Source organism: Sphingomonas flavida, assembly GCF_036663655.1.
Lineage (GTDB): Bacteria > Pseudomonadota > Alphaproteobacteria > Sphingomonadales > Sphingomonadaceae > Sphingomonas.
Window position 1 is genome coordinate 40,250 of record NZ_JAXOJH010000012.1, and the last position, 24,902, is coordinate 65,151.

General features: G+C 66.7%; 25 protein-coding genes. 15 read left to right on the top strand and 10 right to left on the bottom strand.

Translation table 11 applies throughout. The features are described from left to right. The first annotated feature begins 13 nt into the window (after positions 1 to 13). The 3 genes from hemE (at position 14) to rho (ending at position 3,011) form a co-directional block, all read left to right on the top strand. Entirely contained in the window at positions 14 to 1,036 is a 1,023-nt protein-coding gene (hemE, locus tag U1703_RS13680) for a uroporphyrinogen decarboxylase (RefSeq protein WP_332786177.1), read from the top strand. After that, positions 1,033 to 1,494, top strand: a complete 462-nt coding sequence (locus U1703_RS13685) for a HemJ family protein (protein WP_332786117.1) — start codon at positions 1,033 to 1,035, stop codon at positions 1,492 to 1,494. The genes hemE and U1703_RS13685 overlap by 4 nt, the downstream gene beginning before the upstream one ends. 260 nt (positions 1,495 to 1,754) lie before the next feature. Further along, positions 1,755 to 3,011 (top strand): transcription termination factor Rho, encoded by a 1,257-nt coding sequence (rho, locus tag U1703_RS13690; protein ID WP_320452831.1) that lies wholly within the window; start codon positions 1,755 to 1,757, stop codon positions 3,009 to 3,011. A 335-nt stretch (positions 3,012 to 3,346) separates the two neighbouring features. Here the strand turns inward: rho and U1703_RS13695 are convergent, their stop codons facing one another. Next, on the bottom strand, positions 3,347 to 3,841 hold the full coding sequence (locus U1703_RS13695; protein WP_414712052.1) for an outer membrane protein assembly factor BamE: 495 nt from the start codon (positions 3,839 to 3,841) through the stop codon (positions 3,347 to 3,349). Between the two features lie 145 nt (positions 3,842 to 3,986). On the opposite strand from U1703_RS13695, the gene U1703_RS13700 reads away from it, so the two are divergent. After that, positions 3,987 to 4,520 carry a ubiquinol-cytochrome C chaperone family protein gene (locus tag U1703_RS13700; protein ID WP_332786118.1) on the top strand — a complete coding sequence of 178 codons (534 nt, stop codon included), beginning with the start codon at positions 3,987 to 3,989 and terminating at the stop codon, positions 4,518 to 4,520. After that, the gene (locus U1703_RS13705; protein ID WP_332786119.1) at positions 4,517 to 5,044 is read left to right on the top strand and encodes a YceD family protein; all 528 of its coding nucleotides are present in this window, start codon (positions 4,517 to 4,519) and stop codon (positions 5,042 to 5,044) included. The genes U1703_RS13700 and U1703_RS13705 overlap by 4 nt, the downstream gene beginning before the upstream one ends. Before the next feature lie 35 nt (positions 5,045 to 5,079). Here the strand turns inward: U1703_RS13705 and U1703_RS13710 are convergent, their stop codons facing one another. Then, positions 5,080 to 5,613, bottom strand: coding sequence for a SixA phosphatase family protein (locus U1703_RS13710; RefSeq protein ID WP_332786120.1), 534 nt, complete (start codon positions 5,611 to 5,613; stop codon positions 5,080 to 5,082). After that, positions 5,610 to 8,345, bottom strand: a complete 2,736-nt coding sequence (locus tag U1703_RS13715; protein ID WP_332786121.1) for an ATP-dependent DNA helicase — start codon at positions 8,343 to 8,345, stop codon at positions 5,610 to 5,612. Before U1703_RS13715 ends, U1703_RS13710 begins: the two co-directional genes overlap by 4 nt. 344 nt (positions 8,346 to 8,689) lie before the next feature. Between U1703_RS13715 and U1703_RS13720 the strand changes: the two genes are divergently transcribed. After that, positions 8,690 to 10,264, top strand: coding sequence for a lysine--tRNA ligase (locus U1703_RS13720; RefSeq protein ID WP_332786122.1), 1,575 nt, complete (start codon positions 8,690 to 8,692; stop codon positions 10,262 to 10,264). A gap of 39 nt (positions 10,265 to 10,303) precedes the next feature. On the opposite strand, the gene U1703_RS13725 is transcribed toward U1703_RS13720, so the two are convergent. Continuing rightward, complete coding sequence (locus U1703_RS13725; protein ID WP_332786123.1) at positions 10,304 to 11,005, bottom strand: dienelactone hydrolase family protein; 702 nt, start codon at positions 11,003 to 11,005, stop codon at positions 10,304 to 10,306. Positions 11,006 to 11,074: 69 nt separating this feature from the next. On the opposite strand from U1703_RS13725, the gene U1703_RS13730 reads away from it, so the two are divergent. The 6 genes from U1703_RS13730 (at position 11,075) to U1703_RS13755 (ending at position 16,832) form a co-directional block, all read left to right on the top strand. Continuing rightward, positions 11,075 to 11,299, top strand: coding sequence for a DUF6489 family protein (locus tag U1703_RS13730; protein ID WP_042486898.1), 225 nt, complete (start codon positions 11,075 to 11,077; stop codon positions 11,297 to 11,299). Positions 11,300 to 11,303: 4 nt separating this feature from the next. Continuing rightward, complete coding sequence (gene mnmE, locus U1703_RS13735) at positions 11,304 to 12,590, top strand: tRNA uridine-5-carboxymethylaminomethyl(34) synthesis GTPase MnmE (RefSeq protein ID WP_332786124.1); 1,287 nt, start codon at positions 11,304 to 11,306, stop codon at positions 12,588 to 12,590. Positions 12,591 to 12,671: 81 nt separating this feature from the next. Further along, positions 12,672 to 14,507, top strand: coding sequence for a tRNA uridine-5-carboxymethylaminomethyl(34) synthesis enzyme MnmG (gene mnmG, locus U1703_RS13740; protein WP_332786125.1), 1,836 nt, complete (start codon positions 12,672 to 12,674; stop codon positions 14,505 to 14,507). Next, positions 14,504 to 15,118: a 16S rRNA (guanine(527)-N(7))-methyltransferase RsmG gene (gene rsmG, locus U1703_RS13745; RefSeq protein WP_332786126.1), complete on the top strand. Its 615-nt coding sequence runs from the start codon at positions 14,504 to 14,506 to the stop codon at positions 15,116 to 15,118. Before mnmG ends, rsmG begins: the two co-directional genes overlap by 4 nt. Beyond that, complete coding sequence (locus U1703_RS13750) at positions 15,115 to 15,906, top strand: ParA family protein (RefSeq protein ID WP_332786127.1); 792 nt, start codon at positions 15,115 to 15,117, stop codon at positions 15,904 to 15,906. The genes rsmG and U1703_RS13750 overlap by 4 nt, the downstream gene beginning before the upstream one ends. After that, the gene (locus U1703_RS13755) at positions 15,903 to 16,832 is read left to right on the top strand and encodes a ParB/RepB/Spo0J family partition protein (protein ID WP_332786128.1); all 930 of its coding nucleotides are present in this window, start codon (positions 15,903 to 15,905) and stop codon (positions 16,830 to 16,832) included. The genes U1703_RS13750 and U1703_RS13755 overlap by 4 nt, the downstream gene beginning before the upstream one ends. A gap of 164 nt (positions 16,833 to 16,996) precedes the next feature. On the opposite strand, the gene holA is transcribed toward U1703_RS13755, so the two are convergent. The 4 genes from holA to U1703_RS13775 are packed head-to-tail and all read right to left on the bottom strand — an operon-like array spanning position 16,997 to position 21,505. Further along, positions 16,997 to 18,016, bottom strand: coding sequence for a DNA polymerase III subunit delta (gene holA, locus U1703_RS13760; protein ID WP_332786129.1), 1,020 nt, complete (start codon positions 18,014 to 18,016; stop codon positions 16,997 to 16,999). Positions 18,017 to 18,029: 13 nt separating this feature from the next. Beyond that, positions 18,030 to 18,560 (bottom strand): LPS assembly lipoprotein LptE, encoded by a 531-nt coding sequence (lptE, locus tag U1703_RS13765; RefSeq protein ID WP_332786130.1) that lies wholly within the window; start codon positions 18,558 to 18,560, stop codon positions 18,030 to 18,032. Continuing rightward, positions 18,557 to 21,058, bottom strand: coding sequence for a leucine--tRNA ligase (gene leuS, locus U1703_RS13770; RefSeq protein ID WP_332786131.1), 2,502 nt, complete (start codon positions 21,056 to 21,058; stop codon positions 18,557 to 18,559). Before leuS ends, lptE begins: the two co-directional genes overlap by 4 nt. 12 nt (positions 21,059 to 21,070) lie before the next feature. After that, positions 21,071 to 21,505 (bottom strand): DUF3576 domain-containing protein, encoded by a 435-nt coding sequence (locus U1703_RS13775; RefSeq protein ID WP_320452848.1) that lies wholly within the window; start codon positions 21,503 to 21,505, stop codon positions 21,071 to 21,073. Positions 21,506 to 21,726: 221 nt separating this feature from the next. Between U1703_RS13775 and U1703_RS13780 the strand changes: the two genes are divergently transcribed. After that, positions 21,727 to 22,431 (top strand): hypothetical protein, encoded by a 705-nt coding sequence (locus U1703_RS13780; RefSeq protein WP_320452849.1) that lies wholly within the window; start codon positions 21,727 to 21,729, stop codon positions 22,429 to 22,431. Between the two features lie 43 nt (positions 22,432 to 22,474). Here U1703_RS13780 and U1703_RS13785 read toward each other — a convergent pair whose 3' ends face one another. Further along, the gene (locus U1703_RS13785) at positions 22,475 to 22,945 is read right to left on the bottom strand and encodes a COG3650 family protein (RefSeq protein ID WP_332786132.1); all 471 of its coding nucleotides are present in this window, start codon (positions 22,943 to 22,945) and stop codon (positions 22,475 to 22,477) included. A gap of 52 nt (positions 22,946 to 22,997) precedes the next feature. Then, positions 22,998 to 23,534, bottom strand: coding sequence for a thiamine phosphate synthase (locus U1703_RS13790; RefSeq protein ID WP_332786133.1), 537 nt, complete (start codon positions 23,532 to 23,534; stop codon positions 22,998 to 23,000). Between U1703_RS13790 and U1703_RS13795 the strand changes: the two genes are divergently transcribed. Together U1703_RS13795 and U1703_RS13800 are read left to right on the top strand one after the other, a co-directional pair. Then, entirely contained in the window at positions 23,533 to 24,192 is a 660-nt protein-coding gene (locus U1703_RS13795; protein WP_332786134.1) for a YggS family pyridoxal phosphate-dependent enzyme, read from the top strand. The two genes, U1703_RS13790 and U1703_RS13795, sit on opposite strands and share 2 nt — an antisense overlap. Next, on the top strand, positions 24,189 to 24,857 hold the full coding sequence (locus tag U1703_RS13800) for an HAD family hydrolase (RefSeq protein ID WP_332786135.1): 669 nt from the start codon (positions 24,189 to 24,191) through the stop codon (positions 24,855 to 24,857). The genes U1703_RS13795 and U1703_RS13800 overlap by 4 nt, the downstream gene beginning before the upstream one ends. The last annotated feature ends 45 nt before the right edge of the window (positions 24,858 to 24,902 follow it).

Genomic DNA, 24,902 nt, shown 5'->3' on the forward strand with positions numbered 1-24,902 from the left:
GACCGACGTTTCGATCCAAAAGCCCCTGCTCGCCGTGCTGTCGGGTGAGCGGCAGGCGACACCGCCCATGTGGCTCATGCGGCAGGCGGGCCGCTATCTGCCGGAGTATCGCGAACTCCGGGCGCAGAAGGGTGGCTTCCTGGCGCTGGCCACCGATCCGGAGGCCGCAGCGGAAGTGACGGTGCAGCCGATCCGGCGCTTCGGCTTCGACGGGGCGATCCTGTTCTCCGACATCCTGATGGTCCCCTGGGCACTGGGCCAGGACCTCAGCTTTGGTGCGGGGGAGGGGCCGCGCCTGGCGCCTGCGCTGGTCGATCATGCGCTGAATGCCCTCACACGCGTCCCAGAGCGTCTTGATCCGGTCTATGCCACCGTGGCGCGGGTCGCGGGCCAGTTGCCGCCACAGACCAGCTTCCTGGGCTTTGCGGGCTCTCCGTGGACGGTCGCGACCTATATGGTGGCGGGGCAGGGGTCGAAGGACCAGGGCGAGACGCGGCGCTTCGCCTATAAAGACCCGGTCGGGTTCGGCGCGATCATCGATGCGATCGTGGCGATGACCGTGGATTATCTGGCGGGGCAGGTCGCCAACGGCGTCGAGGCGGTGCAGCTGTTCGACAGCTGGGCCGGTTCGCTATCGCCGGCGCAGTTCGAACGCTGGGTGATCGCCCCCAACGCCGCGATCGTGGATGGTTTCCGCCAGCGCTGTCCGGGTGTGCCGGTAATCGGTTTCCCCAAGGGGGCCGGGGGCAAGCTGCCCGCTTATGCCCGCGAAACCGGGGTGGACGCGGTCGGGCTGGACGAGACGGTCGATCCGGTCTGGGCCGACACCCATCTGCCCGAAGGGCTGCCGGTGCAGGGCAATCTCGATCCGCTGGCGCTGATCGCCGGGGGCGAGGCGCTGGACGGGGCGGTGGACCGCATCCTCGCGGCCTTTACCGAGCGGCCGCATATCTTCAACCTGGGGCACGGCATCCTGCCCGACACGCCGATCGCGCATGTCGAGCATCTGATCGCCCGTGTGAGGAACCGCGCATGATCGGACTGCTGGGGGCCGCCTATGACTGGGTGAAGGCGGCGCATATCATCTTCGTGATCTTCTGGATGGCCGGGCTGTTCATGATGCCGCGCTATCTGGTCTATCATCAGGAGGCCTTGGTCGCGGGCGATAGCGTCGATGCAGCCCGCTGGGTCGAGCGCGAGGGCAAGCTGCGCAAGATCATCCTGACCCCGGCGATGATCGTGGTCTGGGTGCTCGGGCTGTTGCTGGCGGGCTCGCTGGGGCTGTTCTCGGGTGTGCCGGGGCTGGGTTGGCTCCATGCGAAGCTGGCCTTCGTCCTGCTGCTCAGCGGCTATCATGGCTGGATGGTCGGCTATTCGAAGACGCTGGCGCGCGGGCAGATGAAGCTGACCGGCAAGCATCTGCGCATGATCAACGAGGTGCCTGCGCTGGCGGCGGCGGTGATCGTCGTGCTGGTGGTGATCAAGCCGTTTTAACTTTCTCCCCTCCCGTAAACGGGAGGGGGTGGGGGAGGGCAGGGAGTCTCACCGAGACCATCGCCCGTGGCTTTCCCTCCCCAAACCCCTCCCGCCTGCGGGAGGGGCTTAAGCAACCTTTCCCCATTGACTTGGCCTTCCCCGAAACCTAACTCCGACCCCGTACGGCGCGGTCCTCGCGTCGGGTACGCTTCCTTATCGACAGCCTCGTTTCGCCGCGATCCTCGCCGACCGACGCCCTCCGACCATCCGGACCGATCATGCATCTGAAAGACCTGAAAAAGAAAACCCCCGCCGATCTCGTCCAGCTGGCCGAGGAATTAGGGGTCGAGAGCGCGTCCACGCTGCGCAAGCAGGACCTGCTGTTCGCCATCCTGAAGGAGCAGGCGGAAAAGGGCGACCAGATCATGGGCCTGGGCACGATCGAGGTGCTGCCCGACGGTTTCGGTTTCCTGCGTTCGCCGGAAGCGAATTACCTGGCCGGTCCCGACGACATCTATGTCTCGCCCAACCAGGTCCGCAAGCACGGCCTGCGCACCGGTGATACGGTGGAAGGCGAGATCCGCGCACCCAAGGACGGCGAGCGCTATTTCGCGCTGACCAAGCTGACCAGCGTCAATTTCGACGATCCCGATGCAGTCCGCCACCGCGTCAACTTCGACAACCTCACCCCGCTTTATCCCGAGCAGAAGCTGATCCTCGACCCAGCCGACCCGACCCAGAAGGACAAGTCGGCGCGCGTCATCGATATCGTCAGCCCCCAGGGCAAGGGCCAGCGCACGCTGATCGTCGCGCCCCCGCGCGTGGGTAAGACGGTGATGCTGCAGAACATTGCCAAGGCGATCACCGACAACCACCCGGAAGTCTTCCTGATCGTCCTCCTCATCGACGAGCGTCCGGAAGAAGTCACCGACATGCAGCGTTCGGTGCGCGGCGAGGTCGTCTCCTCGACCTTCGACGAACCGGCGCAGCGCCACGTCCAGGTCGCCGAGATGGTGATCGAAAAGGCCAAGCGCCTGGTCGAGCACAAGAAGGATGTCGTCATCCTGCTCGACTCGATCACCCGTCTGGGCCGCGCCTACAACACCGTGGTCCCGTCCTCGGGCAAGGTGCTGACCGGTGGTGTCGACGCCAACGCGCTCCAGCGGCCGAAGCGCTTCTTCGGTGCGGCGCGCAACATCGAGGAGGGCGGCTCGCTGTCGATCATCGCCACCGCGCTGATCGATACCGGCAGCCGCATGGACGAAGTCATCTTCGAAGAGTTCAAGGGCACCGGTAACTCGGAAATCGTCCTCGACCGCAAGGTGGCGGACAAGCGCATCTTCCCGGCGCTCGACGTCGGCAAGTCGGGCACCCGCAAGGAAGAGCTGCTGGTCGAGAAGGACAAGCTGTCCAAGATGTGGGTGCTGCGCCGCATCCTGATGCAGATGGGCACGATCGACTCGATGGAGTTCCTGCTCGACAAGATGAAGAACTCAAAGACCAACGAGGACTTCTTCGACTCGATGAACCAGTAAGGGTGAGGGGCTCCGGCCCCGCCGACGCTACGGTTTCGATGGGTTCGCCAGCGGGAAACAGGCCCGCTGGCGAACCCATTTTCGTTTTGGGACGTTAGCAGGCCCGATCCCATCCCCTTTCGGGATCGTGCCGACCCAAGCACGGCACGGCCGCGTCGTTGCTTATCAGGCGACGCGGCCAAACGGGGCAGGCAGACGAACAGCAATTCGAGGCCTTCGTTCATACCAAGCGAAGGCGCAGCGCATGACATGCGCCGGGTCGATACTACCCCGCACTATTTCCCCCCGCTCCGAGGAAAAGGCCGGGGATAGTCTGTGGATAAGTCCGGTAGAAGTTACGGTCGGGTGCGTCCCGGACCACCCTGGCCCGGCCCGCCACCGGCGCCCGGTGCGCCGACCGCGCCGATATTGCCGAACAGATCCTGGAAGAAGCCGCGCTGGCGACCCAGGGTGGGCGTAGTCTTGCCATAGGGCGAAATGCTGGCGACTTGCTCTATGCCGCCGCGGCGGATCGTCGTCACGTTGCCCGCCTGGTCGAAGCTGATCTGCAGCATGATCTGCGACGCAGGCTTGGGCAGGTTGAAGCCCAGGTTGCGGCTGTCGCGGGCGACATAATACCAGTCGCTACCATTGAACTGGCTGTTGATCGTCGGCGTGCCCAGCGTCTGGAGCACCGACTGGCGGTTGTCGACACCCGGCTGGATCGCGTTGACGAGATCGACATCGACCACATAGCCCTGATGCGACCGCAGCGGCGTACAGGCGGACGCGGCCAAGGCCATCGCCAGGCCGAGCCCGAGGGCGCGGGTGGTAGAAACGCTCATCATCATCTCCGGGCCGGGGATATCGGCCGCACAGGCAGGTATACAGGCGGTCGATCCGCTCGACCGTCACCCCCTCGATATGCCAAGGGAAAGGCGCATACAAGCAATTCGCGCGTGCGTCGGTCGCGCGATCACGGAGGGGAGGGGTGCCATGGCCCTGGGCTGGATCAAGCAGGGGATCGCGCGCTATTTGGGCCGCGACGGGGATGCGGCGCTGCCGCTGTACAATGCCGTGGTGCTGCGCGCGCGCGAACCGCATTGGTATATCGACGGTGCGGTGCCCGATACGGTCGACGGCCGGTTCGACATGATCGCCGCCATCCTCTCGCTGGTCCTGATCCGGCTGGAGTCCGATCCCGCGGCGGCCGGGCTCTCGGCCCGCATTACCGAACGGTTCGTGACCGACATGGACGGCCAGCTCCGCGAACTGGGGATCGGCGACATCGTGGTCGGCAAGCATATCGGCCGGATGATGGCGATGCTGGGTGGCCGCCTGACCGCCTATCGCGAGGGGTTGGCGGGCGACGCCGCCATGCTGGACGCCGCGCTGGTCCGCAATCTCTACCGCGGCGAGGCGCCGGCAGACCGACACGCGGTTGCCCATGTTCGCGACGCGCTTCACACCCTACATGAGCGGCTGGCGGATGTTTCGCTTGCCCGCCTCACCCTTGGAGAATTGCCGTGACCCCCGAATGGAGCCGCCCCGAAAAGATCGACACGATCGGCGAGCGTGAGAAGCCGGTATCGATCGACACTACCGCCGATGAACGCCGCGCACTGGCCCGGCGGTTCGGCCTGTTGTCGGTGGACGCGCTGTCGGCAAATCTCGTCGTGCGGCGCGATGCGGCGGGTATCCTGGTCACCGGCAAGGTGTACGGCACGGTGGTCCAACCCTGTTCGGTGACCGGCGATCCGGTGCCCGCCAAGGTCGACGAACCCGTCGCACTGCGCTTCGTCGAATCCTCGGGGCAGAATGGGGAGGAGGAAATCGAGCTGTCCGAGGATTCGCTCGACACGATCGAGATCGAGGGCGGCACGATCGACCTCGGCGAGGCGTCGGCAGAGACGATGGCGCTGTCGCTCGATCCCTTTCCACGCAGCCCCGAAGCCGCCGCGACACTGAAGGAGGCGGGCGTCATCAGCGAGGACGAGGCTGGCCCGCTCGGGGCGCTGTCGGGCCTGAAGGCCATGCTCGAAGGCAAGAAATGAACACGTCTCCCCCAGTCTGGCCTGGGGTGGAATAGCTAGGGTGCATCCGGCCCCAGCGTCGGGTCGAGGTCCCGTGGCCGGATGAACGCCACCAGCGTGGCGTGATGCGCCCGCGCCTCGGCCCAGCGCTCGACCGGCAGCGTCATCTGCGCCACGGTCGCGGTCGGATATTTGTCCTCCACCCGCTCGCGCAATTCGCCGTCCAGCGTCAGGTCGAGGACCAGATCCTCCAGTCCCGGATTATGCCCGACCATCAGGACATGGTCCGCATCGTCGGGCAGCCCCAGGACCAGATCGAGCAGGCTGGCGGCGGAGGCAAGGTAGAGTGCCCGGTTCCATACCGGCTCCAGCGTGCGACCATAGCCGTTCCACACTTCGTCCAGCGTCTCGATCACGCGGATAGCGGGGGAGGCGAGGACATGGTCGAACGCGAACCCTTCCGCCTTCAAATGCCGCCCGATCATCGCCGCGGCACGCCGCCCCTTGGCATTGAGCGGACGGTCGAAATCGCGGGCGACGGGATCGTCCCAGCTGGACTTGGCATGGCGAAGGAGCGTCAGCGTCTTCATCGATCCGGAAACTCCGTCGCGGCGGCTGGCAGAATATCGACGACCCCATGCCCTATTGGCGCGTCGGAGGAAAGCCGGGCCGCAACCCGTGCGACCGCTTCGTCGAGCGTCACACGTGAAATCGCGACGCCCGGCGGAAACGCATCGAGCAATCGCGACGGCATCGCGGCGGACAGCAACACGAAGGCGCCGCGATCGTCCGCCCGCCGGATCAACCGCCCGAACGCCTGGGCCAGACGCGCGCGCACGATCCGGTCGTCATAGGCACTGCCGCCCCCCGCCAGCTTGCGCGCGGCATGGAGAACGGTGGGCTTGGGCCAGGGCACGCCCTCCATCACCACCAGCCGTAGCGAGGCGCCGGGCACGTCGACACCGTCCCGCAGCGCATCGGTGCCGAGCAGCGAGGCGGACGGATCGTCGCGAAAAATATCCACCAGCGTGCCGGTGTCGATCGGATCGACATGCTGCGCGTGCAGCGCCAGCCCGTCGCGTGCCAGCCGGTCGGCGATGCGGCCATGCACGCCGCGCAACCGCCGGATCGCGGTGAAGAGGCCCAGCGTCCCGCCGCCCGATGCCGCGATCAGCCGCGCATAGGCATTGGCGAGCTGGGGGATATCGCCGCGCTTCACATCGGTGACGATCAGCACCTCGGCACGGGTCGGATAGTCGAACGGGCTGGGCGCGACGAAATGCGCCGGGCCCCGTGCGAGGTGCGGCGCGCCGGTTCGTGCCTCCGCCACGTCCCAGTCGCCGCCCGCGCGCAAGGTCGCCGAGGTGACGAGTGCGCCATGCGCGGGCTTCAGCACGATCTCCGCGAAAGGCCGGGTGGGGTCGAGCCAGTGGCGATGCAGGCCGATATCATATTCGCGCCCCTCGACCCGGTCGACCGCCAGCCAGTCGACGAAATCGGGATCGACGGGCCCGCCGATCCGCGCGAGGAGCGACAGCCAGGCGGCGACCGTTTCTGCGCGCCATGCGATCGAGGCGATCGCGCCCTCCACCCGCGCCCGCGCCTGCCCGTCGAGCCAGTCGGGTGCTTCCTGTAACACCGCCTCCAGCCGCTGGCCGAGCGTCACCAAGGGCCGCAGCAATGCGTCGAGCGCATGGGCAGCGGGCCCGGCGGCCTCGATCAGCGCGGGCGAGGGATCGGCCAATTCGGTCTCCAGCCCATAGCCCGCATCGCCCGGCTGCTCGGCACGGGCGAAAGCGAGTCCCCGTACTGCCGCCAGAAGCGTCTCGATCGGACCGAAGGGCTGGCCCTCCGCCAGCCGCCCGAGCCAGCCCTCGCTCGCCAGCGCCTGCGCGGCCTGCACCGCGTCGCCGATCGCACGATTGCCGCCCTCGTCATAGCTGGCGACATCGGACAGCCGTGCGGCAAGTCCTCGACGGCGCCCGCGCGATCCGGCTTCGGGGCCGAGAATCCAACGGCGCAGCTCGATCGTTTCCGATCCGGTCAGCGCGGTTGCGAACATCGAGTCCGCCGCGTCGAAAAGGTGATGGCCCTCGTCGAAGACATAGCGGGTCGGCCGCGTCTGCGTCTCGCGCCCGCGCGCGGCGTTGACCATAACGAGCGCATGATTGGCGATGACGATATCCGCCTGCACCGATGCCCGCGCCGCACGCTCGATGAAGCATTTCCGGTAATGCGGGCACCCGGCATAGACGCACTCGCCCCGCCGGTCGGTCAGCGCGGCCGAGCCGTTGCGGCGGAACAGCGTGGTCAGCCAGCCGGGCAGATCGCCGCCGACCATATCCCCATCGCTGCTATAGGCGGCCCAGCGTGCGACCAGTTGCGCCAGCACCGCCGCGCGGCCCGCGAACCCGCCTTGCAGCGCATCCTCCAGATTGAGCAGGCAGAGATAATTCTCCCGCCCCTTGCGCGTGACGACGCGCTCCTTGCGCAGCACGGGGTCGGGAAAGATGCGGGAGGTTTCTCCGCTCAACTGGCGTTGCAGCGCCTTGGTATAGGTGGAGATCCATACCGCGCCGCCCGCCCGTTCGGCCCAGAGGCTGGCGGGGGCAAGATAGCCGAGCGTCTTGCCGATGCCGGTCCCTGCCTCGGCCAGTACCATGTTCGGTGTGTCCCTCACCGCGCGCGGGGCAAAGGCGGCGGTGACGGCGGCGGCATAGGCGCGCTGGCCCGGGCGTTCCTCCGCACCCTCGCCGGTCAAATGGCGAAGACGATCTTCGGCATCGGCGGGCGGCAGGTCGATGGTGCGCGGGACGGGGCGGGGGGCATCCTCCTCCCATTCAGGCAATGCGCTGAACAGCCAGCGCTCGTTGCGCTCGGGCCGGGTGAGGCGTGGGCCGATCAGCGGCGTCCAGGGCCAGCGCAGTCGCGCGAGACTTTGCGCCGCGGTCCAGGCACCTTCGCGCTCGGGCCATGCCCTGTCGGGGGTGGCGAGGAGTGTCTCGGTCGCGCGGAGTAGAAAGGCGGCGATCTCGGCATCGCTCCCCGGTGGCTCCAGTCCACAGGCGCGTGCCAGGCCGTGCGGGGTCGGCACCGCGAACCGAGCGGGGCGGAGAAAGGCGAAGAGTTCGAGGATGTCGAGACCGGACAGTTCGGCATAGCCCAGTCGCTGGCCGATCAGTGGCGCGTTGAGCAGGATGACCGGGGTTTCGGACGCCAGCCCGATGGCCTCACCGCGCGAGACGGCGCGGGTCTTTCCTTGCGTCGAAATCCACACACCGCTGTGGCTGGCATGAAGGGCGGGGTGGGGGAGCGCGGTCACAGTCAGGATATCGGACTGTTGGAACAGGTTGGCAACGGGGTGAGGCTCATTTCGTTTGCTGCTGTTGGGGAGGCCCTCCCCAAACCCCTCCTGCCCGCGGGGGGGAGGGGTTCACCGCTTGAAGCGCGCATTCCGTTTCAAGAACGCACGCCCCTCCCGCAGGTGGGAGGGGATGGGGGAGGGAACGCCAAGCAGAACGCCCCCACCGTGTTCCACGTGGAACAAGGGCGTCCTGTGGATAACTCTGTGAGCAACCCTTGCACTATTCCTGTGTGACTTGGGGATAACCGGTGGAGATCGCAAAACCCATTGTGCATCACGTCCCGTCTTGCCAGAGGCAGGGCATGACAGACGAACTCCGCTCCACCGCTCTCGAGTCCAAGGCCTGGCCCTATGAGGAGGCTCGCAAGCTCCTCAAACGCTATCCTGACGGCAAACCGGGTGGCGAGCCGATCCTGTTCGAAACCGGCTATGGGCCTTCGGGCCTGCCGCATATCGGCACGTTCAACGAAGTCTTGCGCACGACCATGGTCCGCAATGCCTTCCACGCGCTGTCGGATCAGAAGACGCGGCTGATCGCTTTCTCTGACGACATGGACGGCTTTCGCAAGGTGCCGGACAATGTGCCGAACCCGGAGATGCTGCGGACCCATCTCGGCAAGCCACTGACCCAGGTGCCCGACCCGTTCGAGAAGTTCGACAGTTTCGCGGCGCACAACAACGCGCTGCTGCGCCAGTTTCTCGATCGCTATGGCTTCGATTACGAGTTCGCCTCGTCGACCGACTATTATACCTCGGGCCGGTTCGACGATGCGCTGCGACTGGTGCTCAAGCATTTCCAAGGTATCCAGGATGTGATGCTCCCCACGCTGCGCGCCGAGCGCCGCGCCACCTATTCGCCGGTCCTGCCGATCAGCCCCAAGTCGGGCATCGTGCTTCAGGTGCCGATCGAGGTGGTCGATGCGGACGCCGGTCTGATCGCGTTCGAGGATGACGGCGAACGGATCGTCCAGTCCGCGCTGGGCGGCCTGTCCAAGCTGCAGTGGAAGGTCGACTGGGCGATGCGCTGGGTCGCACTGGGCGTGGATTACGAGATGGCGGGCAAGGACCTGATCGACTCGGTCACCCAGTCGTCCAAGATCGCACGCGTGCTAGGCGGTCGTCCGCCCGAGGGCTTCAACTATGAGATGTTTCTCGACGAGCATGGCGAGAAGATCTCCAAGTCCAAGGGCAACGGCCTGAGCCTCGACCAGTGGCTGACTTATGGGCCGGAGGAGAGTTTGGCCTTTTTCGCCTATCGCGAGCCGAAGAAAGCCAAGCAGCTTCACATGGGCGTCATCCCGCGCGCGGTGGACGAATATTGGCAGTTCCGGGTCAACTATCCCAACCAGTCGCTGAAGGAGCAGTTGGGCAATCCGGTGCACCATATTCATGACGGCAAGCTGCCCGAGGGTGAGCTGCCGGTGACGTTCGGCCTGCTGCTCAACCTGGTCGGGGTGATGGGCGAGGCGACCAAGGAACAGGTTTGGGGCTATCTGGCCAATTATGTGCCCGAAGCGTCGCCTGCGAAATATCCCGAGCTCGACCGGCTGATCGACCATGCTTTGGCCTATGGCCGCGACTTCATCGCCCCGACGCTCCAGCGCCGCGCGCCCGAGCCGCATGAGGCAGAGGGTTTGCGCCAGTTGGACACGCAACTCGCCGCGCTGCCAGCGGGCGCGAGTGCCGAGGATATCCAGAACATCGTCTATGAGATCGGCAAGACCGACGCCTTCCCGTCGCTGCGCGACTGGTTCAAGGCGCTGTACGAAACACTGCTGGGATCGGCGCAGGGGCCCCGGATGGGCAGTTTCATCGCCCTGTACGGCGTGGATAACAGCCGTAAGCTGATCGCCGAGGCGCTGGCCAAGGCGGCGTAACAGGAAAAGGGGGAGCCGCGGGGCTCCCCCTTTTTCATATCAGCGGAGATGTTCCGCGAAGAACGCCAGGGTGCGTTCGTCTGCCAGTTGCGCGGACTCCTCCGACCGGCGCTGGCCGAACTCCGCCGCGAAGCCGTGATCCTCACCGGCATAGTCGTACAGCGTGACCTTGGGGTGGTCGTCCAGCCCCTCATGCATCCGCTTCTGCGCATCCTTGTCGACGAAGTGATCCTCCTCCGGGATATGGAGCAGGACCGGCTTGGCGATGGCGTGCTTCTCGCCCAGCAGCCCGTCGATGCCGACGCCGTAATAGCCGACGCTGGCGTCCACATCGGTCCGCGTGGCGGTCATGAACGCCAGCCGCCCGCCCAGGCAATAGCCGACGACGCCGACCTTGGTGTCCGCGCCATGTTCGTCACGGATCGCCTTGATTGTCGCCTCGATATCGTGAATGCCGCCATCCTGATCGAACTGGCCCATCAGGTCGAGCGCCTGCTGCATCTCGTTCGGCACGTCGGGATCGAGTTCGATGCCGGGGGCGATCTTGTGGAAAAGGTCGGGGGCGACGGCGAGATAACCCGCCTCGGCCAGCGTGTCGCATTTGCGGCGGATGCCCGCATTCACGCCGAAGATTTCCTGGATGACGATGATCGCGGCGGCCGGTTCACCCTCCGGCTCGGCATAATAGGCGTTGAACTGGCCTTCGCCATTCGCGGCGGCGATGGTCTTGGTTCCGGTCATGCTGGTCTCCTGTGGTCGTCGCGACGATAACGTCTTATGCCTCAGTTGGTCGCGTGAGGAGATTGGCCTGTGAAAGTGAATGTGGAAATCGACTGCACGCCCGAGGAGGCGCGCCGCGCCATGGGGCTGCCCGACCTGACGCCGATCCATGAACGCTATGTCCAGATGATGCTGGACACGATGCAGTCGGGCGTGAAGCCCGAGATGATCGAGGCGATGATGCGCAACTGGGCGCCGATGGGTGAGGCGAGCATGACCATGTGGCGCCGGATGTTCGAGGGGCAGAAGGGCTGATCCCGTGACGGATACGATCTTCGCCGTCTCCAGCGGACAGCCGCCCGCCGCCATCGCTGTGATCCGCGTCAGTGGTCCGGCGGCGTTCGCGGCGGTGGAGCGGATGGGCGGACAACGGCCTGCGCCTCGCCGCGCAAGCTTGCGGACATTGCGCGACGGGGCGGGGGCGGTGCTGGATTCGGCGCTGGTCCTGTATTTCCCCGGCCCGGCGACCGCGACCGGTGAGGATCTGGTCGAGCTGCATTGCCATGGTGGCCGTGCGGTGGTCGCGGCGGTGGAGGGGGCGCTGGCCATGTTGCCTGGCGTTCGTCGCGCGGAGCCGGGTGAGTTCACCCGACGGGCTTTGCTCAACGGCCGGATCGATCTGGCCGAAGCCGAGGGGCTGGCCGACCTGCTCGAAGCGCAGACCGAGCGACAGCGGCGTGCGGCGATCGCCGCCGTCGAGGGACGGGTGAGCCAGGAGGTGCGCGGCTGGATGGACCGGCTCGCCACCCTGTCGGCGATGATCGAGGCGATGCTCGATTTCGCGGAAGAGGATGATGTGCCGCTCGATGCCAGCGCGGTTGCGCGGATCAAGAGTGAGATGCACACGCTTGCCGCCGTCATGCTGGAGGTCGTGGAGCGGCCGCCGGTCGACCGGCTGCATGATGGTATCCGCGTGGTGCTGGCCGGACCACCGAACAGCGGTAAGTCGACCTTGCTCAATCTGCTGGTCGAACGGGAGGCGGCGATCGTGTCCCCTATCGCAGGGACCACGCGCGACCGGATCGAGGCGAGCGTGCTGCGCGGCGGCGTCGCCTATGTGCTGACCGACACCGCCGGGCTGGCCGAGGATACCGATGACGTGATCGAGGTCATCGGAGTTGCTCGCGCGCAGGAGGCGATCCTTCAAGCCGACATATTGCTGTGGATGGCCGACACACGCCCGCCGCGCGCCGATGCGATCTGGCTCCATTCGCGTGCCGATCTGCCGGAGCGTGCAGGCTTGCCTGAGGGGCGGCGGCTGGCGGTGCGGCGCGACGATCCTGTCAGTGTGGCGGCGGTCTGGGACGCATTGGCCGAAGCAGCGGCGGCTTTGCTTCCGCGTGAGGATATGATCGGTTTCAAGCGGCATCAGCAGGAGCAGTGCCGCCGGGCGGCGAATGCGCTGATCGCTGCACCGGTCGATGACGTGCTTTTGATGGCCGAAGAATTGCGCGTGGCGCGACAGGCGCTTGCCGAAGTGCTGGGCGTCAGCGCGACCGAGACCATGCTGGACGCGCTGTTCGGACGTTTCTGCCTCGGCAAATGATTGTTCCACGTGGAACGTTAAGCATAGAATGTTGGTGGGGATCGCTTTGACGCTGCCTCGTCCTTCCGGTAGGGCGGGGGCATGTTTGATGTCGTAGTGATCGGTGGTGGTCACGCGGGAACCGAAGCCGCTGCGGCGGCCGCGCGCCGGGGTGCGCGGACGGCCCTTTTGTCTTTCGATCGCCATGGCCTGGGCGCCATGTCCTGCAATCCAGCGATCGGCGGATTGGGGAAGGGCCATATCGTGCGCGAGGTCGACGCCTTTGACGGGCTGATCGGCCAGGCGGCGGACCAGGGCGCAATCCATTATCGTATGCTCAACCGGAGCAAAGGCACGGCGGTGCAAGGCCCGCGTGTCCAGGCCGACCGACGGCGCTATGCCGGAGCCATCCAGGCGATGCTGGCGGCGCAACCGAACCTGACCATCGTCGAGGGCGAGGCCGAGGCGCTGGTCCTCGACGGCGGCCGTCTGGCGGGTGTGCAACTGGGCGACGGTTCGATCCTGTCCGCCCGCGCGGTGGTGCTGGCGACCGGCACCTTCCTCGGCGGACGGCTCTTCCGGGGTGAGGAGCGCCATCTTGGCGGTCGCATCGGCGAGCGTGCCGCGACCCGCATGGCCGAGCAGCTTCGTGCGCTTGGGCTGCCGATGGCGCGGATGAAGACCGGCACACCGCCGCGTCTCGACGGTCGGACGATCGACTGGGCCAAGCTGGACGAGCAGCCCAGCGACACCGATCCCTGGACGATGTCGCCGATGACGGCGGCCCGGCCATTGCCGCAGATCGCCTGCGCGATCACCCGGACCACAGAAGAAACCCACGCGATCATCGCGGCGGCCTTTCACCGTTCGCCTTTGTTCACCGGCGCGATCGAAGCGAATGGCCCGCGCTATTGCCCGTCGATCGAGGACAAGATCAAACGCTTCGCTGACCGCGACAGCCATCAGATATTCTTGGAGCCGGAAGGGCTGGACGATCCGCTGGTCTACCCCAACGGCCTGTCGACTTCGTTGCCGACCGATGTGCAGGCGGCGATGATCGCCTCCATGCCGGGGCTGGAGCGGGCGGTGATCACGCTGCCCGGCTATGCGGTGGAGTATGACCATATCGACCCGCGCGCGCTGGATGCGCGGCTGGCGCTGGGCGCGCTGGAGGGCGTGTTCTGTGCCGGGCAGATCAACGGCACGACCGGTTATGAGGAAGCGGCAGGGCAGGGGCTGATCGCCGGGCTCAACGCCGCCGCCTTTGCGTGCGACTTGTCGCCCGTGATTCTCGATCGCGCGTCGAGCTATCTGGGCGTGATGATCGACGACTTGGTGTTGCAGGGTGTGACCGAGCCCTATCGCATGCTGACCGCGCGGGCCGAGTATCGGCTGTCGCTACGCGCCGACAATGCGGAGACACGGCTGGGCGATATCGCCGAGGTTGCGGGCTGCCTGTCGTCCGCGCGGCTGGCGCATCGGCAGCGGCGGCTGGAGCAACGGGCCGCTTTGCAGGAGCGGCTGGGTGTCATACGAACCGCCTCCGATCTGGCGCGCAGTGGTGCGGCGATCGCGCAGGATGGGGCACGGCGGACGGCCTATGAATGGCTACGGTTCGACGGCGTCACGCTTGCGCATGTTGCGCCCGACGCGGCGCAAGGCTGTGACCCGGCCGTCATTGCCGAGACTCTGGAGGATGCGCGCTACGCTCCCTATGTCGAGCGCCAGGCCGAGGAAGTCGCCCGGCTGCGCGCCGACGAACAGATCCTATTGTCGCCCGCGATCGACTATGAAGCCATTCCGGGCCTGTCGCAGGAGATGATCGACCGGCTCAGCCTCGCGCGCCCTGCCACGCTGGCGGCGGCATCGCGTATTCGTGGAATCACTCCGGCCGCCTTGTCGGCCGTCCTCCTTCACGCCCGAAAGGTGGCGGCATGACCGAAGAACAAGCGCGGGACTGGGTCGTAGAGCGGTTCGGCGAAGAGGCGGCCGCGCGGATCGACTATTTCCTGAACCTCGTCATCGTCGAGAACGACCAGCAGAATTTGATCGCGCCCTCGACCATATCGACGATCTGGGCGCGGCATGCGCTCGACTCGGTGCAGCTGATTCCGCTGGCCGATCGTCCCGATGGGCAATGGGTCGATATCGGAACGGGTGGCGGCTTTCCGGGCATGGTCGTGGCGCTTGCCTGGCCGGGGCGGATGGCGCTGGTCGAACCGCGCAAGCGCCGGGCGGACTTCTTGCGCGACTGTGCCGAACGCCTCGGGGTGGCGGACCGCGTCACGGTCTATGCCTCGAAGATCGAGGCGGTGGACGTGAAGGCCGATGTTATTTCGGCCCGAGCCGTTGCCACGGTGGAAAATCTTTTGCGCGCCGCCGTCCACTGCGGCACACAGGAAACACGGTGGCTGCTCCCGCGTGGCCGCCTGGACGAGCGCGAGATCAAGACCCTCAAGCGGCAATGGCGCTTCGTGTTTCACGTGGAACATAGCATCACCTCGGCGGACTCGTCGATCGTGATCCTCGACCGAGTAGGGACCCGATGATCTGCGTTGCCATCGCGAACCAGAAGGGTGGGGTGGGAAAGACCACCAGCGCCATCAACCTTGCCACCGCTCTCGCGGCGACGGGGCTGAATGTCCTGCTGATTGACCTCGACCCGCAAGGCAATGCCTCGACGGGTCTGGGCATTCCCAACAGCCAGCGGATGTTCTCCAGCTATCATGTGCTGCTCGGTGAAGCGCGGATCGACGATGCGGTGGTGCATAGCCAGGTTCCGCGCCTCGACGTTGTGCCAGCGACGGTTGATCTGTCGGGTGCGGAGCTGGAGCTGGTCGATTACGAGAATCGGACGCATCGGCTCGACCATGCGCTGCGCCGGACGCAGGGTAACTGGGATATCGTTCTGGTCGACTGTCCGCCGTCGCTGGGACTGCTGACGATCAACGCGATGGTCGCGTCCGACTCGCTGCTCGTCCCGCTGCAATGCGAGTTCTTCGCGCTGGAGGGCCTGTCGCAGCTGTTGACCACGGTCGAGCGGATCCGTGCGCGGTTCAATCCGGGGCTGGCGATCCTGGGCGTGGCCTTGACGATGTACGATCGGCGCAACCGGCTGACCGACCAAGTGTCGGCCGATGTGCGCGCCGTTTTGGGGGGTGTAGTGTTCGATACGGTGATTCCGCGCAACGTCCGACTGTCGGAGGCGCCCAGCCATGGTTTGCCCGCGCTGATCTATGACCATCGCTGCGTCGGCAGCCTGGCCTATATCGCGCTGGCGCGGGAGCTGATCGCACGCCTGCCGCTCGGCACCCAGCCGGGAGCGGCAGCGGCATGAGCGGCGAGACGAGCGCAAAGCGGCCGCGCCCCGGTCTGGGCCGTGGCCTGGGGGCCTTGCTGGGCGATATCGCTCGCGAGGCGCCGATCCGGCCGGGCGACCAGCCGACTCCGGGTGGCGTACGCATGTTGCCGGTCGGGGCGCTGCAACCGCATCCCGACCAGCCGCGCCGCCATTTCGACGAAGCCGCGCTCGACGAACTCGCCGCGTCGATTTCGGCACGCGGGTTGATCCAACCGATCGTCGTGCGCCCACACGGCCGGGATTATCAGATCGTCGCGGGCGAGCGTCGCTGGCGTGCCGCCCAGCGTGCGCGGCTGCATGAGGTCCCGGTCGTCATCCGTGACTTCGACGACGCCCAGACGCTCGAAGTCGCGCTGATCGAGAATATCCAGCGCCAGGACCTGAACGCGATCGAAGAAGCGCAGGCCTATCAGCGGCTGGCGGGGGAGTTCGGCCATACGCAGGAGGCGCTGGCCAAGATCGTCCACAAGTCGCGCAGCCATGTCGCCAACCTGCTGCGCCTGCTCGAACTGCCCGATACGGTGCAGAGCCAGGTCGTCAACGGCGCGCTGTCGATGGGCCATGCCCGCGCCTTGCTGGGGGCGAACGAGGTCGAGGCGCTGGCCGACCAGGTGATCGCACGTGGCCTGAGCGTCCGCGAAACCGAAAAACTGACCCGCGAGGCCAAGGGTGGCGGTCGCAAGGGCTCCTCTGCCTCCGATGGTGAGCCGGGACCGCGCGCTGCCGGGCAGCAGGATGTCGTCGACGCAGACATCGCCGCGCTGGAGGGCCAGCTGGCCGATCTTTTGGGCCTGTCGGTGCGGATCGCGCATGGCGAGAAGGGGGGGACGCTGACGCTCAGCTACTCGACGCTCGACCAGCTCGACATGGTGTGCCAGCGGCTGACCGGTGAGGGTATTTGAAAGCGGGACGCCGTAGCCTTTCGGGGCCTGGCGCAGCTCAAATTCGATTTTTGAGGGGTAGGGGCGTGGGCTTCGACTTCGCTCAGCCTGAACGGCCGTTGGGATATTGGGCCTGACTGAAAATCCCCGTTCAGGCTGAGCGAAGTCAAAGCCCAAAGGAATTCCTAACCCCGCCGGGCGATACCCTGCGCGATGATCGTCGCCTCGGCCTCGGCCAGCACCGATCCGGCATTACCCGGCGCCATGACGGCGCGTTCCGCCGCCCGGATTCGCGCCAAGGCGCGCGCGAGCATGGCCGGGGTCCAGCGTCGCAGCGCCTTGGCCGTCTTGGCCTCGTCGCGGAAGAAGACGCGGTGGCGCTTCATCACCGCTTCCACCGGCTCGCCCGCATCGACATCGGCCCGCATCTCGGCCAGCGCGACCAGCCGCCGGGCGAGCGCGCGCAGCCAGGGGATGGGGGAGGCCCCGCCCTCGTCGAGCAGGGCCAGTTCGCCGCCCAGATCGCCGACGCGACCCTCGACCACCGCCTCGACCGCATCGCCCATCTCGACCTCGCCCAGATCGGCACCGATCGCGTCCATCGCGGCATGATCGACTTCGCGGGGACGGTCGGGGGCGGCATCGAGATATAGAGCGAGCTTTTCCAGTTCGCGCAGCATCACCGAACGGTCGGCGGCCGCCGACTCTACCAATCGCGCCGGTACTCCGGCGGCCAGGCGCAGGCCCATCTCTCCACCAATGGTGACGGCCAGCCGCTCGGCATCCGCCGCGGTCGGGGCATAGCATCCGAACGCCATCGCTCGCGGCGAATCGAGCGCGAGCTTGACGATCTTGGCCGTCGTCTTGACCGTGGGGGCGATGGCGACGACCGGGTTGCCCGCCGACTCGGCCTCGAGCAGCGCGGTAAAGGCGGCCAGTCCTTCCTCGCCCACGCTGGCGATGCGGATATGGCGCAGGCCGCCGAACAGCGACATGGACGCCGCTTCATCGGTCAGCCGGGCCGGGTCGCTTTTCAGCGTGGCGGAGTCGAGGTCGATCCGCTCGGCCTCCGGGCCCATCGCCTTGGCGAGCACCCGCGCCAATTCGCTGGCACCGGCTTCGTCGGGCCCGTGGAGCAGATAGAGACGAATATCGGCGCTGGGCCGTCCCAGCGCCTGGCGAATCTGGTTGGCGTTGGCTTTCAAGACCGCAGCGCCGTCACGGGCGGGTAGGGGGCGCCATCGCCTCGCCGGGACGCGACCGGGCATAGGTGGCGAGTCGTGCGACGATCTCGTCCGCCACGATCACCGACAGCCGCTCCAGCGCGGTGTTTTCCGCCGCGATCGTCGCATATTCCGAGCGGACGACGTCGATACCCGCATCCGATCCGGCGGTGGCATCGACCAGCACCGCGTTGCTGGTCTGGTCGACAAGCTGATAGCGCGCGCGCAGGATTCGCCGTTCACGCACCACCGAGTCGTCGCGCCGCACGCCAAGCCCGCGAATCTGGTCGTCCAGCTTCACGTCCAGGCGATAGCGCGCCGTGCCGCTCTTGCCGCCCAGCCGGTCGTTCAGCGCATTGGCCATCAGCCAACCGGCCTTCCCCTGGATCGGTGCGACCTCGATCTGCGACAGCGCACCCGCCACCGGGCCGGCGCCGCCCCCCGCATAAAGCGGATGCAGGCCGCAACCCGACAGGCCGAGCGTCAGCGCCAGAGCGGCGGCGATCAGGGGGAGGACACGGTTCATGCGACGATATTCACCAGACGGTCGGGCACGACGATCACCTTCTTCGGGGTTGCGCCGTCCAGCGCGCGGACGATCTTGTCCGACGCCAGCGCGGTCGCCTCCAGCTGGTCCTTGGGCAGCCCCTTGGCGACGGTCAGCGTGTCGCGCAGCTTGCCGTTGACCTGCACCGCGACGGTGACTTCGTCCTCGACCAGCAGGCTCTCGTCCACGACTGGCCAGGCCGCGTCGGCGATAAGGCCGTCCTGGCCCATGCCCGCCCAGGCTTCCTCGGCCATGTGCGGGACCATCGGGGCGACCAGCAACATGGTGGTGCGGATCGCCTCGTTGCGCGCCGCCGACGGCTTGGCCTTTTCGATCGCGTTGACCAGCTCGTACAGCTTGGCGACCGCCTTGTTGAAGGCGAGTGCTTCGATATCCGCCGCGACGCCCGCGATGGTCTGGTGCAGCTTGCGCGAGAGCGGCTTGTCCTCGCCCTCGGCGGCTTCGGAAGCGTCGAACAGACGCCACAAGCGCTGGACGAAGCGCCACGAACCTTCGATGCCCGATTCCGACCAGGGCAGGTCGCGCTCGGGCGGGCTGTCGGACAGCATGAACCAGCGTACCGCGTCCGCGCCATACTGATCCACGATGGGTTCGGGATCGACGGTGTTCTTCTTGGACTTGGACATCTTCTCGACGCGGCCGACGGTGATCGGGTTACCGGTCGCGATCTCGATGCCGTCGCGGATTTCCCCCGGCGCGAGCCAGCGGCCGTCCGAGGACTTGTAGCTCTCGTGCGTGACCATGCCCTGCGTGAACAGGCCCGCGAACGGCTCCGCCACGTCGATCAGGCCGATATGCTTGAGTGCGCGCGTCCAGAAGCGGGCATAGAGCAGATGCAGGATCGCATGCTCGACGCCGCCGATATACTGGCCGACCGGCAGCCACTGCTTGACCACCTCGGGATCGAACGGGCGATCCTTGGGCTGGCTGGCGAAGCGGATGAAATACCAGGACGAATCGACAAAGGTGTCGAGCGTGTCGGTTTCGCGCCGGGCGGGCTTGCCGCAATTGGGGCAGTCGACATGCTTCCAGGTCGCGTGCCGGTCGAGCGGATTGCCGGGCACGTCGAAGGTGACGTCCTCGGGCAAGGTGACCGGCAACTGTTCCTTGGGCACCGGCACCGCGCCGCAATCGTCGCAATGGATGATCGGGATCGGCGTGCCCCAGTAACGCTGGCGGCTGACGCCCCAGTCGCGCAGGCGGTACACGGTCTGGCCCTGGCCCCAGCCTTCGCCCTCGGCACGGGCGATGACGGCGGCCTTGGCGGCCTCCACGTCCATTCCGTCGAGCGGGCCGGAGTTCACCAGCCGCCCGGTGCCGGTATAGGCGGTGTCGCCCTCGAACACCGGGACAGCCACGTCGCCATCGGCGACGACACGAGTGACGGACAGGCCGTATTTGCGTGCGAAGTCGAGGTCGCGCTGGTCGTGCGCGGGCACGCCCATCACCGCGCCGGTGCCGTAATCCATCAGCACGAAGTTCGCGATATAGACGGGCAGGGTGATGCTCTGGTCCATCGGATGCTGCATCCGATAGCCGGTGTCGAAGCCCAGCTTTTCCTGCGTCTCCAGCTCGGCCGCCGTCGTGCCGCCCGCCTTGCAACGCTCGATAAAGGCCGCAGCGTCCGCGTTGGCTTCGCCCAGCTCACGCGCAATCGGGTGATCCGCCGCGATCGCGACGAAGCTGGCGCCGAAGATCGTGTCGGGCCGCGTCGAATACACCTCGATCGGCGTCGCGAAGGGGGCGACGGGCGCAAAGCGGAACTGCAGGCCCTTGCTGCGGCCGATCCAGTTCTCCTGCATCAGCTTCACCTTGTCGGGCCAATGCTCGAGGGTGGTGAGGCCCTCCAGCAGCTCGTCGGCGAAGTCGGTGATCTTCAGGAACCACTGGTTCAGCTTACGCTTCTCGACCAGCGCGCCCGAACGCCAGCCGCGCCCGTCGATTACCTGCTCATTGGCGAGCACGGTCATGTCGACCGGGTCCCAGTTGACCGCCGATTCCTTGCGATAGACCAGGCCACCGGCATACAGGTCGAGGAACAGCGCCTGCTCATGCCCGTAATAATCGGGCTCGCAGGTCGCGATTTCGCGCGTCCAGTCGAGCGCGAAGCCCAGCCGCTTCAGCTGCGCCTTCATCGTCGCGATATTGTCGCGGGTCCAGCCGCCGGGATGGACGCCCTTTTCCATCGCGGCATTCTCGGCGGGCATGCCGAATGCGTCCCAGCCCATCGGGTGGAGCACCTCATGCCCGATCATCCGGCGATACCGGGCCAGCACGTCGCCCATCGTATAGTTGCGGACATGCCCCATATGGATGCGCCCCGACGGATAGGGAAACATCTCAAGGACATAGGACCGGGGCTTGGGGCTGTGGTCGTCGGCGGCGAAGGTGCGCCGTTCTTCCCAGATCCGCTGCCAGGTCGAATCCGATTTCAGGGCATTGTAACGCGAGGCCATCGGTATCGTCTTTTACTTCGTGATCGAGGCACGGCGCAGGTCGCGCGCCTTGGTCAGGATGATGTCTTCCAGCTTCTGGATGGTCGCGGCCTGCACCGGCGCGTCCACCCACTGGCCACCGCGATTGACTTCGCGCAGCGCGGTCACGCGCAGCGCGTCGGCGCGCAGATCCTGGTCGAGGATGGTCACGGTTACCTTCATCCGCTCGGTGGGGACCTGCGGGTTGATGTACCAGTCGGTGACGATGACGCCGCCGTTGGAATCGGTCTGGGTCAGCGGCATGAAGCTGAGCGTGTCGAGGCTTGCGCGCCACAGATAGGAGTTCACGCCGATCGTCGTGACCTTCGACGCGGCCATATCGCCCTGGGGGCGCTCCTTCTTGCCGGCACAGGCCCCGAGCGACAGGGCGGCGATAACCGCGAACGCGGTGGCGGAACGGCGAAGCATCGGCAATATCCTGACTGGGAATAAGGGTTGCCTATCGCCTCTACAGGGGCCCCGTCACCCCGGCAAGCGCCCCGGCGAATCGCGGAAGGCCATTCGATTCTGTGGGGGATGCGCAACACTCGGACAAGATTCGCATTCGTGCCCGTAACAATGGGATCGCTCACGCCGCTTTCCATGTTAGGAGCGAACCTGCAAAGGGTTTCAAGACAAAGGGGTGAGCCGTGTCTTTCGGGCGTGTGGTGATCGGAATCGCAATCGGGGCGCTTGCCGCCACGACCGCGATGGTCGCGCCCGCCATCGGCGCGGTCGAGCAGAACGCCCGGACACCCAAGCGTTCGCTCAGCCTGATGCGCGGCGGTTTCACCCCCGCTGCGGCCGATCCCCGATTGGCGGCGATCTTCGCGCGTAGCGGGCTCGATGCGGGCGATCTGCGCTTCACCCCGGCCGAAAGCCAGCACGGCAACAATCGCGCGGTCAGCGTCGCGGTGCGCGCGCGGACCAGCCGCACCAGTGACGAACGGATCGCGGCGGGTACCGCGGCCACCGTCGGGCTGGCGCCGGTATCCTATAATCTGGGCGCGGCGGTTGGTTGGAAGCGGGTGGCCCTGTCGGGTGACATCGCGCGCGTCGACCTGGCCGGCCTGCCGGGTAGCCGCGAAACCGCCGATGTCGCGGTCAGCTATACCGCCAATCGCTTTACCGGCCGCGTGAAGGCGTCGACCGATCGTCCGATCGACGGCGCGCCCAAGCTGGTCGATATGCCCGCCAATTATTCGCTCGACATGGGCGGATCCTATGCGCTGACCCGCAATCTGGATGTGACGGCAGGTGTTCGTTATCGTTCGGATCGCGAACGGCTGGCACGGATCGACGACGATCGCCGCAACAGCCAGGCCGTCTATCTGGGCACCGCCTTCCGCTTCTGATGCGGCACTGCCCGCCAAGCGGTGGGCGGCGTTTTTTCTCCGATCAGCGTATCTTCGCCGCGATGACGGTCGTGCCGCGTTCGGACCCCTTGATTGCCTGGGCGGGTGCGACGCTGGGATTGGCGGGATAGCCCTTGCCGTCGAAACGCAGCCGGGCGCGGTAGCCGGGCTGGATTCCACCCCCGGCGACCAGCACGCTCAGGTCGTGCCAGCCGTTCGACATGCCGGCCAGCACGCGGATCGGTGGATGCGTGATACTGATGGTCGAAACCACGCGATAACCGGTCGGGGTGAGCGAGAGCACGGTCAGATCGCATCCGCCCGATCCGCACAAATTCACGTCCCGTCCGCCCTCGCGACCTTGCCAGGCATAGACCAGCGCCTCGGGACGGCCGTCACCGTTCAGGTCGGAGAGCGCGTGGTCGTAACGTGTCAGCTTCCGGTCACGGACATAGGCGGCAAGCCCCGCCGGAATCGGTGGCGTCACAGTGGCGGTCAGGATCAGGGCGAGCATCGTCGTTTCCTCTCAAACCATCGGCGAAGGAGACGATGGTTCGGCGAGAGGGTCAAGCCCGGCAAATCCAGGCATCGATCGCCGCCCAGCCGTGAAAGCGTCCGCGCAACGCCCGGAACCGCGCGGCATCCATTCCCCCCAGCGCGATCCTGGGCAAGCCGAGTTCCCGCCCGATCCGCGCGGCGCGGGCCGGGCCCAGCGATGGCGCGCCGGGATGCGAGCGGGTGGGATGAATCGGCGATACGAACAGCAGGTCGGCCCCGGCCTTCCAGCCCTGTACCGCCTCCGTCTGGTCATGCGCGGGCCAGCTTCGCACACCCGTCGTCCGGCCATGCCTGTGCACCCCGTCGCCGGGCAGGCCACCCCCCGCGACCAGCAGGACCAGCCGCCGCGCCTTGGCGATCCGCCATACCCGGCGATGGATTGCCCGCCGCGCCGCCGGGGGTGTCGCGTGATGGCGGAACACCACCCCCGATCCCGGCGGCAGGCGCCTGAGCGCGCGCCACAGCCCGTCGCCCAGCCGTTCGTCGGTCATCAGCCATGTCACGGGGTATCGGTCGGCCATCGGCGCGACTATAGCGCGGGGCATGACCGACGACAGCGTTTCCCGCCTTTCCACCGTTTCCGACCAGCTTCGGCGCGCCGCCGCGCTGGGCGATCACGCCGCCCCGACCCTGATCGCGGTGTCGAAGACGCATGATGCCGACACGATCCGCCCGCTGCTCGAGGCCGGGCACCGCGTGTTCGGCGAAAACCGCGTGCAGGAGGCGGCGACGAAATGGCCCGCGCTGGCCGAGGCGTTTCCGGGTGTCGAACTTCACCTGATCGGCCAGTTGCAGTCGAACAAGGCGGCCGACGCGGTGGCGCTGTTCGACGTGATCCACACCGTCGACCGCCCCTCGCTGATCGCTGCCCTGGCCGAGGCGATGGCCAGGAGCGACAGGCGGCCCGACTGTTTCCTGCAGGTCAATATCGGCGAGGAAGAGCAGAAGGGCGGCTGTGCCATCGCCGACGCCCCCGCCATGCTGGAGCAGGCACGCGCCGCCGGGCTGCCGATCATCGGCCTGATGGCGATCCCGCCGCACGGCGTGGATGCCGCGCCCTATTTCGCGCTGCTCGCCAAGATGGCGCGCGAACTCGGCATGGAAAAGCTGAGCATGGGCATGTCGGACGATTACGAGATCGCCGCGATGCTGGGCGCCAGCCATGTCCGCATCGGCAGCGCGCTGTTCGGAGCGCGCGGATGAGCCGCTTTACCGCGCTGCTGTTCGATTTCGACGGCGTCCTGATCGACAGCGAATATGAGGGCAATCGCCATCTGGCCGAATGGCTGACCGCCAACGGCCATCCGCACACGCCCGAAGAGGCGATGCACCATTATATGGGGCTGGCGGGCAAGGACTTCATTGCGACCATCGAGGGGCGGATCGGGCAGACGCTGCCCGAGAGCTTCTATGCGGCACGGCGCAGCGAAGATGTGCGCGCGATGGACGAGGGTGTCGCTGCGATCGCCGGGGCGGTGGATTTCGTCCGCACGCTGCCCGCCGATCTTCCGAAGGCGGTGGTGTCGTCCAGCCCGACCGTCTGGCTCGACCGGCACCTGCGCCATCTGGGTCTGCGCGAGGCGTTCGGCGAGCATGTCTATAGCGGGCGCGAGCATGTCACGCGGGGCAAGCCCGCGCCGGACCTGTACCTGTTCGCGGCGGATCGCCTGGGCGTTCGGATCGAGGATTGCGCGATCCTGGAGGATTCCCCCGTCGGCGCGACCGGCGCGGTGGCGAGCGGCGGGCACGTCATCGGTATGTGCATGGGCACGCACTGCGCGATCGGGCACGACCAGCGGTTGCGGGATATCGGGGTCGCGGCGATCGCGCACGATTATGCGGATGTGCGGCAGGAATTGGGGCTTTAACCCTAGGTGTTTGATCCACCAGACCAGACCTGTTGCGTTACCACC

Coding starts and splice junctions, on each gene's coding strand:
- U1703_RS13785 (WP_332786132.1), bottom strand. CDS start 22,945: ATGCTCGCCCTGATCCTGACCGCCACTGTGACGCCACCGATTCCGGCG.
- leuS (WP_332786131.1), bottom strand. CDS start 21,058: ATGGCCTCGCGTTACAATGCCCTGAAATCGGATTCGACCTGGCAGCGG.
- lptE (WP_332786130.1), bottom strand. CDS start 18,560: ATGAACCGTGTCCTCCCCCTGATCGCCGCCGCTCTGGCGCTGACGCTC.
- U1703_RS13795 (WP_332786134.1), top strand. CDS start 23,533: ATGACCGACGACAGCGTTTCCCGCCTTTCCACCGTTTCCGACCAGCTT.
- rho (WP_320452831.1), top strand. CDS start 1,755: ATGCATCTGAAAGACCTGAAAAAGAAAACCCCCGCCGATCTCGTCCAG.
- U1703_RS13750 (WP_332786127.1), top strand. CDS start 15,115: ATGATCTGCGTTGCCATCGCGAACCAGAAGGGTGGGGTGGGAAAGACC.
- U1703_RS13725 (WP_332786123.1), bottom strand. CDS start 11,005: ATGACCGGAACCAAGACCATCGCCGCCGCGAATGGCGAAGGCCAGTTC.
- mnmG (WP_332786125.1), top strand. CDS start 12,672: ATGTTTGATGTCGTAGTGATCGGTGGTGGTCACGCGGGAACCGAAGCC.
- U1703_RS13790 (WP_332786133.1), bottom strand. CDS start 23,534: ATGCCCCGCGCTATAGTCGCGCCGATGGCCGACCGATACCCCGTGACA.
- rsmG (WP_332786126.1), top strand. CDS start 14,504: ATGACCGAAGAACAAGCGCGGGACTGGGTCGTAGAGCGGTTCGGCGAA.
- U1703_RS13755 (WP_332786128.1), top strand. CDS start 15,903: ATGAGCGGCGAGACGAGCGCAAAGCGGCCGCGCCCCGGTCTGGGCCGT.
- U1703_RS13775 (WP_320452848.1), bottom strand. CDS start 21,505: ATGCTTCGCCGTTCCGCCACCGCGTTCGCGGTTATCGCCGCCCTGTCG.
- U1703_RS13700 (WP_332786118.1), top strand. CDS start 3,987: ATGGCCCTGGGCTGGATCAAGCAGGGGATCGCGCGCTATTTGGGCCGC.
- U1703_RS13710 (WP_332786120.1), bottom strand. CDS start 5,613: ATGAAGACGCTGACGCTCCTTCGCCATGCCAAGTCCAGCTGGGACGAT.
- U1703_RS13720 (WP_332786122.1), top strand. CDS start 8,690: ATGACAGACGAACTCCGCTCCACCGCTCTCGAGTCCAAGGCCTGGCCC.
- U1703_RS13685 (WP_332786117.1), top strand. CDS start 1,033: ATGATCGGACTGCTGGGGGCCGCCTATGACTGGGTGAAGGCGGCGCAT.
- U1703_RS13800 (WP_332786135.1), top strand. CDS start 24,189: ATGAGCCGCTTTACCGCGCTGCTGTTCGATTTCGACGGCGTCCTGATC.
- U1703_RS13695 (WP_414712052.1), bottom strand. CDS start 3,841: ATGATGATGAGCGTTTCTACCACCCGCGCCCTCGGGCTCGGCCTGGCG.